Annotated in this window: 13 protein-coding genes; 8 read left to right on the forward strand and 5 right to left on the reverse strand. The window is 70.2% G+C overall.

Annotated features, from left to right (window positions below):
• The first annotated feature begins 66 nt into the window (after window positions 1-66).
• The 5 genes from glf (at window position 67) to AB0M59_RS13040 (ending at window position 5194) form a co-directional block, all read left to right on the forward strand.
• Window positions 67-1290 (forward strand): UDP-galactopyranose mutase, encoded by a 1224-nt coding sequence (glf, locus tag AB0M59_RS13020; RefSeq protein ID WP_364613294.1) that lies wholly within the window; start codon window positions 67-69, stop codon window positions 1288-1290.
• A complete protein-coding gene (locus AB0M59_RS13025; RefSeq protein ID WP_364613297.1) occupies window positions 1283-1801 on the forward strand; it encodes a phosphatase PAP2 family protein in 519 nt (172 codons plus the stop codon). The genes glf and AB0M59_RS13025 overlap by 8 nt, the downstream gene beginning before the upstream one ends.
• Window positions 1798-2796, forward strand: a complete 999-nt coding sequence (locus AB0M59_RS13030; RefSeq protein ID WP_364613299.1) for a decaprenyl-phosphate phosphoribosyltransferase — start codon at window positions 1798-1800, stop codon at window positions 2794-2796. The genes AB0M59_RS13025 and AB0M59_RS13030 overlap by 4 nt, the downstream gene beginning before the upstream one ends.
• Window positions 2797-2903: 107 nt before the next feature.
• Complete coding sequence (locus tag AB0M59_RS13035) at window positions 2904-3605, forward strand: hypothetical protein (RefSeq protein WP_364613302.1); 702 nt, start codon at window positions 2904-2906, stop codon at window positions 3603-3605.
• A 71-nt stretch (window positions 3606-3676) separates the two neighbouring features.
• On the forward strand, window positions 3677-5194 hold the full coding sequence (locus AB0M59_RS13040) for a hypothetical protein (protein WP_364613305.1): 1518 nt from the start codon (window positions 3677-3679) through the stop codon (window positions 5192-5194).
• Here AB0M59_RS13040 and AB0M59_RS13045 read toward each other — a convergent pair.
• From AB0M59_RS13045 to AB0M59_RS13060, 4 genes are all read right to left on the reverse strand, one after another.
• A complete protein-coding gene (locus AB0M59_RS13045; protein ID WP_364613308.1) occupies window positions 5176-5796 on the reverse strand; it encodes a VC0807 family protein in 621 nt (206 codons plus the stop codon). The genes AB0M59_RS13040 and AB0M59_RS13045 overlap by 19 nt on opposite strands.
• 51 nt (window positions 5797-5847) lie before the next feature.
• Window positions 5848-6462 (reverse strand): VC0807 family protein, encoded by a 615-nt coding sequence (locus tag AB0M59_RS13050; RefSeq protein WP_364613311.1) that lies wholly within the window; start codon window positions 6460-6462, stop codon window positions 5848-5850.
• 88 nt (window positions 6463-6550) lie between these two features.
• Window positions 6551-7306, reverse strand: a complete 756-nt coding sequence (locus AB0M59_RS13055; protein ID WP_364613314.1) for a decaprenylphospho-beta-D-erythro-pentofuranosid-2-ulose 2-reductase — start codon at window positions 7304-7306, stop codon at window positions 6551-6553.
• Entirely contained in the window at window positions 7303-8676 is a 1374-nt protein-coding gene (locus tag AB0M59_RS13060) for an FAD-binding oxidoreductase (RefSeq protein ID WP_364613317.1), read from the reverse strand. The genes AB0M59_RS13055 and AB0M59_RS13060 overlap by 4 nt, the downstream gene beginning before the upstream one ends.
• A gap of 128 nt (window positions 8677-8804) precedes the next feature.
• On the opposite strand from AB0M59_RS13060, the gene AB0M59_RS13065 reads away from it, so the two are divergent.
• Window positions 8805-9341: a GtrA family protein gene (locus tag AB0M59_RS13065; protein ID WP_364613320.1), complete on the forward strand. Its 537-nt coding sequence runs from the start codon at window positions 8805-8807 to the stop codon at window positions 9339-9341.
• Window positions 9342-9349: 8 nt separating this feature from the next.
• Window positions 9350-11269, forward strand: coding sequence for a glycosyltransferase (locus tag AB0M59_RS13070; RefSeq protein ID WP_364613323.1), 1920 nt, complete (start codon window positions 9350-9352; stop codon window positions 11267-11269).
• A 55-nt stretch (window positions 11270-11324) separates the two neighbouring features.
• On the opposite strand, the gene AB0M59_RS13075 is transcribed toward AB0M59_RS13070, so the two are convergent.
• Window positions 11325-11570: a hypothetical protein gene (locus AB0M59_RS13075; protein WP_364613325.1), complete on the reverse strand. Its 246-nt coding sequence runs from the start codon at window positions 11568-11570 to the stop codon at window positions 11325-11327.
• 179 nt (window positions 11571-11749) lie between these two features.
• Between AB0M59_RS13075 and AB0M59_RS13080 the strand changes: the two genes are divergently transcribed.
• A complete protein-coding gene (locus AB0M59_RS13080; protein ID WP_364613573.1) occupies window positions 11750-12517 on the forward strand; it encodes an ESX secretion-associated protein EspG in 768 nt (255 codons plus the stop codon).
• Window positions 12518-12630: the final 113 nt, after the last annotated feature.

Genomic DNA, 12630 nt, shown 5'->3' on the forward strand with positions numbered 1-12630 from the left:
TGTCGTAGGCCGAAATGTGATAGTCGGGTGCGGGCCGTGTGACCGACCTGCGTACCCTCGACGCCCGTGAGCGCGCACACGAACCCCGCACAGATTACTGAAGACGATTTCGCAGGTTACGACCTCGTCATCGTCGGGTCCGGTTTCTTCGGCCTGACCGTCGCCGAACGGGCCGCGGCCGAGCTGGGCAAGAAGGTCCTCATCCTCGAACGGCGCAGCCACATCGGCGGCAACGCCTACTCCGAGGCCGAGCCCGAAACCGGGATCGAGGTGCACAAGTACGGCGCGCACCTGTTCCACACGTCGAACAAGCGCGTGTGGGACTACGTCAACCGGTTCACCGAGTTCACCGGCTACCAGCACCGCGTCTTCGCGCGGGTCAAGGACCAGGTCTACTCGTTCCCGATGAACCTCGGCCTGATCAACCAGTTCTTCGGCAAGGCGCACACCCCGGACGAGGCCCGCGAGCTCATCGCGAAGCAGGCGTCCGAGTTCGACACCAACGCCGCGGAGAACCTCGAGGAGAAGGCCATCTCGCTGGTCGGCCGTCCCCTCTACGAAGCCTTCATCCGCGGGTACACCGCGAAGCAGTGGGAGAACGACCCCAAGAACCTGGGCGCCAACATCATCACGCGCCTGCCGGTCCGCTACACGTTCGACAACCGGTACTTCAACGACACCTACGAGGGCCTGCCCGTCAACGGGTACACCGCGTGGCTCGAGAAGATGGCCGAGCACGAGAACATCGACATCCGGCTGAACGTCGACTACTTCGACGTGCGCGGGCACATCCCCGCGGGCACCCCGACCGTCTACACCGGTCCGCTGGACCGCTACTTCGGCTACTCGGCGGGCCGGTTCACCTGGCGCACCGTCGACTTCGAGTCCGAGGTCGCCGAGACCGGCGACTTCCAGGGTGCCCCGGTCGTCAACTACAACGACCAGGAAGTGCCCTACACCCGCATCATCGAGTTCCGCCACTTCCACCCGGAGCGGGACTACCCGAAGGACAAGACGGTCATCTTCCGCGAGTTCTCGCGCTTCGCGAACGAGGAAGACGAGCCGTACTACCCGATCAACACGCCGGAGAACCGCGAGAAGCTCGAGGCCTACCGCGAGCTGGCCAAGACCGAGGCCCGCGAGAAGAACGTGCTGTTCGGCGGCCGGCTGGGCACCTACAAGTACCTCGACATGCACATGGCCATCGGGTCGGCGCTGTCGGCGTTCGACAACAAGATCGCCCCGCACCTGACCGACGGCGCGCCGCTCGACGGGTCCCTCGATGCTTGAGAAGGGCACCCCGACGGGCGAGGTCGCCGTCCTCGCGAAGGCGCAGGGCTTTCTGAAGAGTGACGTCTCGGTGAAAGCCGCGCGCGGCATGTCGCACTTCGGCGAGCACGCGATCGGCTGGTTCAGCCTCGGCCTGATCGGCGCCGCGGTCGACAAGAAGCGACGCAAGGACTGGCTGGTCGCCTCGGCAGGCGTGGTCGGTGCGCACGCGGCCTCGATCGCGGTGAAACGCGTGGTCAGGCGGCCCCGGCCGGATCACCCGAGCGTCGAGGTCCTGGTCGGCACGCCGAGCAAGCTGAGCTTCCCGTCGTCGCACGCGACGTCCACGACGGCGGCGGCGGTGCTCTACTCCGGATTGACCGGGCGTAACCTGGTGCCCGCCCTGGTACCGCCGATGCTCGCCTCGCGGCTCGTGCTCGGCGTTCACTATCCGACAGACGTCCTGGCCGGTGCGGCCCTCGGGGGGCTCGTCGGAGGTCTGATACGACGGAAGCTGAAGAAGAACCCATGAGCGAGACGACCGAGCAGCGCAACAGCGACGACGCGGCCGTGACTCCCGAGACATCGGAGACCCCGGTGACGGCGGAGACGTCTGCGGAAACGTCGACGGGGACCGCTTCGCGTGGCCCGTTCGGCCTGGTCGGCGGCGTCATCAAGACGGCGCGGCCGCGGCAGTGGGTGAAGAACGTCCTGGTCTTCGCGGCCCCGTTCTTCGCGCTCTCGAAGTCGACCGACCGCACGGGCCTCCTGCTCGACGCGATCGTCGCCTTCGTGGCGTTTTCGCTGGTGGCGAGCTCGGTCTACCTCATCAACGACGCCGTCGACGTCGAAGCCGACCGGGCCCACCCGACCAAGCGGAACCGGCCGATCGCGGCCGGCATCGTGCCGGTCCCCGTCGCGTACGGGGCCGCGGTCGTGTTCTTCCTGGCCGGCCTCGGCGTGTCGTTCCTCGCCAGCTGGCAGCTGGCCGTCGTGCTGGGGGTCTACCAGGCCGTCCAGCTCGGCTACTGCTTCGGCCTCAAGCACCAGCCCGTGGTCGACCTGGCCATCGTCGGGTCGGGCTTCCTGATGCGCTCGATCGCCGGCGGTGTCGCGGGCGGCCTCGCGCTCTCGCAGTGGTTCCTGCTGGTCACGGCGTTCGGTTCGCTGTTCATGGTCGCCGGCAAGCGCTACGCGGAGATCATGCTGTTCGAGCGCACGGGCGCGAAGATCCGCTCGTCGCTGAAGAAGTATTCGGCCAGCTACCTGCGGTTCGTCTGGGCTACGTCCGCGGCGATCCTGATCATGTCGTACTGCCTGTGGGCGTTCGAGATCCGCCAGACCGAGCACAACTCGGTGTGGGCGCTCATCTCGATGGTGCCGTTCGTGGTGGCGGTGCTGCGGTACGCGGTGGACGTCGACGGCGGCATCGCGGGCGAGCCCGAGGAGATCGCGCTCAAGGACCGCATCCTGCAGGTCCTCGGCGCGACCTGGGTGGTCACCCTGTTCCTGTCGTTCTACCTGTGACTCATGGCGGATCGACAGGTTCGTTTCAGGTGACGCACAGCTGACCGGCGCACCCTGAGGTGGTGGGGGCGGGCACTGCGCCCGTCCCCGTGACCACGGGAGCCACGATGAACGACCAGCCGCGCGAGGAGAAGGCCCCGGAGGGGGCCGACCACCCGACCGTCGAGCAGCCCACGGCGCAGGCCGCGGCCGACCAGCCCACCACGCGGCAACCGGTGACGCCCGCCGCGCAAGGCGAGGCGGCCGCCCCGGCCCAGCCCGCGGCCACCGCCGCGCAAGGTGACTCGGCCCCGCCCGCGGCCACCGACGCCGCCGGCACCACGGCCCTGCCGAACGCCGTGCAGGCGGCCGACCAGACCGCCGTCCACGGTCAGCAGCCGCCGCCCGCCGGCACCACGGCCCTGCCGAACGCCGCCCAGGGAGCCGACCAGACCGCCGCCCACGGCCAGCAGCCCCCACCCGCCGCCGTGCACACCCCGCAGCTCTCCCAGCCCGGCCCCGGCCAGGCCTACGGTGCCTGGGGCCCACCCCAAGCCGCCCCGCGGCAGTCCGGCGGCTTCCGGCGCTTCGTCGGCCACCGCGCCACCCAGCTCGTCGCCGTCGGTGTCCTCGGCCTGCTGATCGGCGGGGGCATCGTCGGCGGGATCGCCGCCGCGACGTCACACGGTCCGCGCGGCGACCGCCCCGGCATTCACCGCCAGTACAACGGCCCGAACGGCAACCAGGGTCCCGACGGCCGCGGCTTCCCCGGCCGTGGCGGCGGCAACTCCGGCAACTCGGGCGATTCCGGCTCGAGCGGGGGCATCTGACCGCTGTGGTCTGAGACACCCGTACCTCGCTCAGATCACAGAAGCATCACGGGCGAGGTACGGTGTCCGGGATGCGAAGCGCCTCCGCAGAACTCCCCAAGGCCGCCACCGCGCTGTCGGCGGCCGTGCCCCTTGCCCGGTCGTGGGCCCTGCCCGCCGGGGCCGCGGCGGCTTCCGCGCTGGTGTTCGCCCTGGTCAGCAGCCATCTCATCGATGACACCTACATCACGCTGTCCTACGCGAAGAACCTCGCCTTCCACGCCCACTGGGGCCTGATCGAACAGGGGACGGCGAACACCGCGACGTCCCCGCTGAACGTCCTGGCCCTGGCCGCGGTCACGTTCTTCGTCCGTGACGCCGTGCTGGCCGCCGGGATCGTGTTCGTCGCCGCACAGGTGCTGCTCGTCCTCGGCCTGCGCCGGCTGGGCGAGCGCACCGGCTTGCCGGCGGCGTTCGCGCCGGTGACGTTCGCGTTGCTGCTGGTCAACCCGCTGCTGCTGTCGTCGGTCGGGCTGGAGGTCGCGCTCGGCGCCACCGGCGTCGTCTGGACGCTCGTCTACGCCGGGGAGCGCAAGGCGGGCCGGCTCGGCGTCGTGATCGGGCTGCTCGCGCTCGTCCGGATCGACCTGCTGCTCATCGCGGCGGTGCTGTTCGCGGCCCGCCGCGAGTTCTGGACGGGCATCTGGCGCACGGTGTTCGCCGCACTCGCGGTCACGCTGCCGTGGTTCGGGTTCAGCTGGATCGTGCTCGGCTCGGCCGTACCGGACACGCTCGTCATCAAGATCAGCCAGCAGTCGTGGGGCCCGTTCAGCTTCACCAACGGCCCGCTCCTGTACTGGCGCAACTTCCCGGCCGAGGCCGCGCTGTCGTTCCTCGCCTTGCCGCTCGCCGCCCTGGTGGGCGTGGTCTGGCTCCTCCAGTTCCGCCGCGGGTCCGAGACCGCCCGCCGCCTGACGCCGTTCGCGGCGCTGGCCGTCGCGGGTGCGCTGCACTACCTGGCGTACAGCCGGCTCGGCGTGCCGCCGTACCACTGGTACTACGCGCCGAGCATCATCGGCGCGACGATCTTCCTCGCGGCGTGCGCGTGCGCGGTGCCGGAACGCGTCCGCCGCGGAACGTGGACGGTGGCCGGCGGGGTTCTCGCGGCGAGTCTCGTCGTGTACGCGCTGCCGGGCCTCCCGCGCCAGTTCGCCCCGATCACGAGCAACCACGCCTCGACGACGGAGTACCGCGAGATCGGCCAGGAGCTGGCGTCGATCGTCCACGGCCGCACGGTGGAGACGGCGGGCGAGGTCGGTGCGCTGGCGTACGCGTGCGGCTGCGAGCTGGTCGACGAGTTCTCCGACCGCGGTGCGGTCGACCCGGCGATCGCGGAGACGAAACGCCGCAGCGGCGACCTCGGCCGCGCGCTGCTGGAGGCCAACTTCCACAACTTCGACCACAGCGTCGCCCCGATCAGCCCGGACCTGGTCCTGGCGACGACCCGGCGCACCCCGCCCCCGACGGCGCTGGCGAGCTGGCGCATCGACTCACCCTGGATGGGCACCCAGAACCTGTACCTGATGCCCGCTCACGCCGCCGGCAGCTGATCCCCGCCGCGGAACATCCGGTTCATCGTTCCCTCCCGGGCCAGCAGCACCTGCGTGATCACCTGCAGCACCACGAAACTCCCGATCGACAGCGCCGTGTCCAGCCCCGGCACGACGTCCACCGGCAGCGTGTACGCCATCGCGATGCTCCCCGCGCTGTGCACGAGCCCGCCGATGCCCCACACGACCGTCAGCACCCACCACACCCGCCGGAACGACGGCGTGTCCGCCCAGCGGGCCTCCAACGTCGAAGCCCGGCCCGGCAGCAGCGCCAGCGTGGCCTGGTAGGTCGTCGGGCGGCGGCCGACGCGCAGGCTCGCCAGCATCCACACCCCGATCAGCACGCTGAACCACGCCCCGCGGACCAGTTGCAGCCGCGCGTCGCCGGTCAGCAGGGACGTCGCGAGCCCGATGGCCACGATGGCCAGCACGAACACGCCCATGCCGTCGACCCGCCGGTGCCGCGCCGCGAGGTACAGCACCCGCAGCGCCGGGGGCAGCCCGCTCAGCGTCAGCGCCCAGATCGGCGCGACGTCGAACGCCCGCAGCAGGTAGTAGCCGCCGACCGGGGCGGCGATGTCGCAGAGCAGCGTGCCGAGCATGCCTTCGAGCATTCGCGACCGGCGCCGTCCGGACCATCGTCGAGCCGGCTACTACGCATCAACCGTCCGGTTGATGCCCATCCGCTGCCGCGTGATCTTCACGCCGAGCACGACGCTCCCGGCGGTCAGCGCGGTCTCGAGGAACGGCACGACGTCCACCGGCAGCGTGAACGCCATCACCACGACGGCGCAGGCGAGCAGGACGCAGCCGGCGCCCCACCAGAGCGTCGCCGAACGCCACCGCTGCCGGAACGGCGCGGAAACGCCCCACAGCCGTTCGAGGTCGCCGGCGCGGGCGGGCTGGAAGGTGCACGCCGCCCGGAACAGGAGCGGCCGGCGCCCGACGAGCAGGCTCCCCAGCAGCGCCACGCCGAGCGGCAGCGTGATCCAGGCGCTGCGGACCAGCAGCAGCCGCGCATCGCCGGAGAACACCGCCACCGCGCCGTTGACCAGCAGCACGACCAGCACGAACGCGCTGATCGGGTCGATCCGCCGGTGCCGGGCCAGGACGTACCCGGCTCGCAGCACCGGCGGCACGGCGCTGACCAGCAGCGCCCACAACGCGTCGACGTCGAAGGAACGCAGGACGTAGAACAGGGCCATCGGGAGCGCGACGTCGCGGAGAAGCATCGTGAGCCCCGCGCGGTCGCTCGTAGTGGTCGTCATGGTGACAGTCTGTGGCGACCGGCTGACGACCACATCGGCGTGCGGACCGGTCCCGGATGGAACTCGGCGTCAACCCCAGGGTGGAGGCTTAGATCGGGAGCTTGCGGAAGATCGGCCGCGGGACGTGCCGCAGCGCCGACATCACCAGCCGGAACGGCGCGGGTGCCCAGATCAGGTCCTTGCCCGCGCGGGCCGCGGTCACGGCCTGCGCGGCGACCTGGTCGGCGTTCTGGGTCAGAGGAGCGTCCTTGAGGCCGTCTGTCATCTTCGTGCGCACCTGACCCGAGCGGACGACCGTCACCTTCACGCCGTGCGGTGCGAGGGCCTCGCCGAGACCGAGGAAGAAGCCGTCGAAACCGGCCTTGGTCGAGCCGTAGACGAAGTTGGACCGCCGGACGCGCTCGCCGGCCACCGACGACAGTGCGATCACCGTGCCGTGGCCCTGGGCCTTGAGCTTCTCCGACAGCGCGACGCCGACCGACACCGCGGCGGTGTAGTTCACCGTCGCCGCCTCGACCGCCTTCGCGTGGTCCTGCCAGAGCTCTTCGGGGTCGCCGAGCAGGCCGAACGCCACGACCGCGACGTCGACGTCGCCGCCCTCGAACGCCTTGTCCAGCACGCCCGGGTGCGACGCCAGGTCCTTCGCGTCGAAGTCGACGGTCGCGACCTCGGCGCCCTTGTCCTTGAGGCGCTGCGCGGCCGCGTCGAGCCGCGGCGACGGCCGGGCCGCGAGCACGACCCGCAGCGGCTTCTCGGCCAGGTACTTCTCGGCGATCGCCAGCGCGATGTCCGACGTGCCGCCGAGCAGCAGCAGGGACTGGGGGTTGCCAACAGCGTCGATCACAGCTCGAGCCTCCGGCTCATGTCAGAGGCGAAAACGCCTTCGGGGTCAACGGCGGCGCGCACCTTGCGCCACTCTTCGAGGCGCGGGTACATCTTCGCGAACGTCTCGGGCGAGGTGCGCGAGTCCTTCGCGGTGTACAGCCGCCCGCCCGCGGCGAGCACGTCCTCGTCCAGCTCCGTGCAGAAGCGGCCCAGGCCGTCCTTGATCGGGAAGTCGACGCTGAGCATCCAGCCCGGCGACGGCCACGACATCGGCGCGGGGTTCGCGTCGCCCATCCGCTTGAGGACGTTCAGGAACGAGTAGTTGCCGGACGTCGAGATCTTGCGGCAGATGGCCTTGAGCTGGTCTTCCGCGCCGAACGGCACCGAGAACTGGTACTGCAGGAAGCCCTTCGAGCCGTACGCCCGGTTCCACTCGCTGATCATGTCGAGCGGGTGGTAGAACTGCGTCAGGTTCTGGATCTTGCCGCGCGCGCCCTTCTTGGGCACCGTCTTCTGCCACAGCTCGTTGATCAGCCCGAAGGTGAGCTTGTTGCCCAGGCCGTTCGGGAAGACGTCCGGCAGCGTCAGCAGCTGCGGCGCGTCGAACTTCAGCGGCTCGGCGCGCAGCTTCGGCGGCAGCTGGTCCACGGTCGCCAGCGAGCCGCGCGAGAACGTGGCCCGGCCGAGCCGGCCGTCGGAGGAGATCAGGTCCGGCACCGACATCGAGTAGTCGTAGCCGAGGTCCGAGCCGTCGGTGAACAGCCCGAGCGTCTCGTCGAGGTTCGACGTGCGGTCGGCGTCGACGGCGAAGTAGGCGGTCTCGGTCTTCTTCATCCGGATCGTCGCCCGGACGATGATCCCGGTCAGGCCGATGCCGGCGACGGTCGCCCAGAACAGCTCGGCGTCCGGGCCCTCCGGCGTCAGCGTGCGGATCTTGCCGTCCGCGGTGATCAGGTCCATCGACACGACGTGGTTGCCAAAGCTGCCCGCGCTGTGGTGGTTCTTGCCGTGGATGTCGTTGGCGATCGCGCCGCCGATGGTCACCTGGCGCGTGCCGGGCAGGACCGGGACCCACAGGCCGTACGGCAGCGCCTCGCGCATCAGCTGGTCGAGGCTCACCCCGGCGTCGAGCACGACGAGGGCGCTGTCCGGGTCGATCGAGTGGATCCGGTGGAGCGCGGTCATGTCGACGACGAGGCCGCCCGCGTTCTGCGCCGGGTCGCCGTAGGAACGGCCGAGGCCGCGCGCGATCACGCCGCGCTCGCCGGCCTGGGCCACGGCGCGTGCGATGACCTCGACGTCTTCGGTGCGGAGCACGTCGGCGATGGTCGGTGACGTCCGCGCCCAGCCCGTGAGCGTGCGACGCTGTGTCTCGGGGGTTGGGGTCACCCGACCAGGGTAGCCACGCCGAACGACGCCCGGAACGTGACCCTGAAGTGCTCGCTTCTACACTTTGCGCATCAAGGCACAAGCGCCCGCGCGGGTGACCATGACTCAGGCAACGAGGTAAAGCAGTGGTGGCGACCGATCCGCAAGCCGACATCGCAGCTGCGATGTCTGGGGCCGAGCCCCAGGCCCCGGCCGGGGGGCAAGCCCCCCTGGACCCCCCAACAGCGGGTGGTCAGCCGTCCTCCATCGGACTGCTGGGGCAGCTCATTCGCTTCGCCCTGATCGGCGGCTTCTGCGCCCTGGTCGACCTGGGTACGTACACGCTGCTGACCCAGGTGGCCAGGATGGCCACTTCACCGTGGGTCGACGTCGCCCGCGCTATCAGTTTCATCGTGGGCACGACCACGGCGTTCTTCCTGAACCGGAAGTTCACCTTCTCCGGCGGGCGCCGCGACGGCAAGGCCCAGGTCGGCTCGTTCGTCCTGCTCTACACCGTGACGTTCTTCGTCGCGGTCGGGGTGAACCAGCTGATGCTGCAGGTGCTGCCGGAGTCCGCGTGGCAGCACACACTGTGCTGGGCCGTGTCGCAGGCCACTGCCACGGTGATCAATTTCGTGATGCTCAAGTGGGTCGTCTTCCGCGAGCCGTCGACCGAGGAGAACTGAGGAACTCAATGCCCGGTAAAACAGCCACCCCGGCGCCGACCACCCAAGCCGGCGCGGCCGCCGAGACGCGGTTCACCGAGCACACTCCGCAGGGCCGCCTGACGGCGCAGCGCGGTCTTTACGCCGGTCCGGCGCCGATCGTCAGCAAGGACCTCTACGCCGAGCTCGAATGGGGCTCGGCCGTGCGGGAACGTGCGGTGATCACCCTCGAGCCCGCCTCCAAGGTGTCGGGCAACACGTACTTCGGCCGGTTCCCGGCCAGCTACTGGCAGCGCTGGTCGACGGTGACCGAGGTCTCGGTCGAGGCCGTCGTCACCGGCACGGGCCTGCTGTCCATGGGCGCGTCGGACGTCGAGGGTGAGCCCCGCGTGGTCGCCGCCGAGCAGGTCGCGGACGTCAAGCAGACGAAGGTGACGCTGACCTCGCAGCTGGACAAGTTCTACGACGGCGGCGCGCTCTGGCTGGACCTCGAGACCGAGGGTGGCCAGACGCTGCGCGTCGAGCAGGTCCGCTGGACGGTCGAGGCACCGGAGAAGATCCGCCCGACCGCGGTGACCATCTGCACGATGAACCGCGCCGACGACTGCCTCAAGAACCTGCAGGCCCTGGCCGCGGACGTCTCGTCGCTGGAGACCCTGGACGCGATCTACGTCGCCGACCAGGGCACCGACCTCGTCGAGTCCCGCGACGGGTTCGAGCAGGTCGCGAAGGACCTCGCCGACAAGCTGCACTACATCAAGCAGCCGAACCTCGGCGGCGCCGGCGGCTTCACCCGCGGCCTCTTCGAGGTGGCCGGGCACACCGCAACCGAGCACGCGAACGTCCTGTTCATGGACGACGACGTGCTGCTCGAGCCGGACCTGGTGATCCGGATGACGGCGTTCTCCAACCGCGCCGCCAACCCGATCATCGTCGGCGGCCAGATGCTGAACCTGTTCCACCCGAACCAGCTGCACGTCGGCGCCGAGTACGCCCGGCTCAACACGCTCGAGCCCGGCCAGCCGGTCGAGCACTCCCTGACGACGGCCGACCTGCTCGGCGTCGACGAGGAGACGCTGAAGCCGAACCGCCAGGAGCGCCGCCTCGACGCCGGCTACAACGGCTGGTGGTCGTGCCTGATCCCCTACGAGGTCGTCCAGGCCACGGGCTACCCGATGCCGTTCTTCTTCCAGTGGGACGACGCGGAGTACTCCTACCGCGCCCGCGCGCACGGCTTCCCGACCGTCACCCTGCCGGGTGCGGGCGTGTGGCACGCGGACTTCCACATGAAGGACTGGGACGAGTGGCACCGGTACTTCAACCTGCGCAACTCGATCATCACCGCGGCGCTGCACTCGCCGTTCAACCTCAACCTGCTCTCGCGAGTCCTGCTCGCCCAGCTGGTGCGCTACCTGCTGGGCATGCAGTACGGCCTGTCGGCCACGCTGATCAAGGCCGTCGAGGACTTCCTCGAGGGGCCGGAGATCCTGCGTGACGGCGGCGTCGAGGCGATGAAGGAGATCCGCCGCATCCGCGACCAGTACCCGGAGACCAAACGCCACAAGGCGACCGACGTCCCCGGTATCGCGTCGAACGACATCGGCATCATCAACAGCGCGCCGCGGCCCAGCATGCAGCGCCTGGTGCTGATCAAGCGCGTGCTCGACCGGGTCCTCGGCCGCAGCCGCTTCGGCCTCGGCGCGGTGCCGATCGACGAGGCGAACTGGTGGCACATCGCGCTGTTCGACACCGCGGTGGTCACCGACGCGAACCAGGAAGGCGTCCGCGTCCGGTCCTACGACAAGGTCAAGATGTTCGACCTGGCCAAGCGTGGCGCGAAGGTCGTCCAGCGGCTGCGCAAGGAAGGCGCGGCGGTGCAGGAGCAGTACAAGCGCGCCATGCCGGAGCTCACCTCGCGCGAAAACTGGAAGCGCCTGTACAAGCTCTGATCCACGGTGTCGCCGAAGGCCGTCTCACGCTCGTCGTGAGGCGGCCTTCGCCGTCTCAGCCGTGCATGCCGAACACGGTGCTCTTCCGGGTGAGGTCGTCGATGTAGGCGGCGGCCACGTGGGCGAAGTTGATCGCGACCTCCGAGTGGTCCTTGGTGGTCACCGTTTCGACCGCGCCGGCCTGCACGAGCTGGGCGAGCTTGCCCGCCAGCTTGCCGGATCCTTCGGTCGTCAGTGCGAACAGCAGCGGTTCCCCGCCGGTGGCGAGGTGCAGCACGAGTGCGGGTTTCGGGTCGGCCATGCGTCCATCGGACCAGCGGCGATCTTTCCCGGGCAAGCGGGTTCGCTGAGGGCGGAGCTGTCGTTCGAGGGCTCCGGGTGACGGAGCCCCCGGCCCGGGGCGAAGCCCCGGTTGTCACAGCGGCCGGGTGGACTACCGTTTTCCCCAAGTCCGGAAGAACCCTCGGGGGGATGGAAGCGATGCCGCACTCGTTCTCGCTGTCGCTGGCAGCGGTGGACATCCTGCTGGAGCAGCTGGGGCTCGGCCGCGCGCCGACGCCGTTCGAGGTCCCGCACGTCGGCACGACGGTCGAGCAGCGCGCGATGATCCGCGACGCCGTCGTCCGCGACCTGACCGGCCGCGGGCTGTGGAGCCGCGGCCGGCTCGACGCGGACGCCGAGCTGGCGCTGGCCACGTTCGTCCGGGGCGGCGTGGCGATCAACGCGGCCGCCGAGCTGGGCGACCGCCACCTCTTCGCCCGCGTGGCGTCCGACGGCCAGTTCGCGGTGCTCGCCCGCCAGGACGAGAACCTCATCGTCTTCGAGGAGGTCCGCCCGACGGGCATCGTCCCGGCGATCGTCGACCTCCTCCCGCTGACCCCGGCGGCGCCCGGCCAGTCGGTCACCATCGCCCGCCCGGCGGAGCAGCCCCGCCACCAGCGCCGCGACGACGCGTACGACCCGTTCGCGGGAGTGAGCGGCCCGCGCTCGGGCAGCAGCGCCGGCGGCGGCCCCCAGCTCCGCATGATCGAGCGGGTGTTCCAGGAGCCGAAGAAGTGCGTCGGCCAGTTCACGGCCCAGACCCGCGGCGGCACGTTCCCGCCCCTGGCCTGGTTCGACACTGAGTCGGGTCGCTGGCTGATGTCGTCCCGGGCGGCCGCGGACGGCCAACGCTGGATCACCTACGCCCCGGCCGACAACGCCCGCCTGGCCCAGCAGCTGTACGCACAGCTCGAAGGCCAGTTCTGAGCGCCGGGAACCACGCGCGACGACGCTGCGTCCGAGGTGAAGATCGGTGAACGGCAGTTGCGCAGGGTGCCCGGCTAGTAGACTTCCGGGTGCACACGCACGGGCGAAGCGAT

This window comes from Amycolatopsis sp. NPDC051371, from assembly GCF_040682155.1.
In the GTDB taxonomy this organism is placed as follows: Bacteria; Actinomycetota; Actinomycetes; order Mycobacteriales; family Pseudonocardiaceae; genus Amycolatopsis.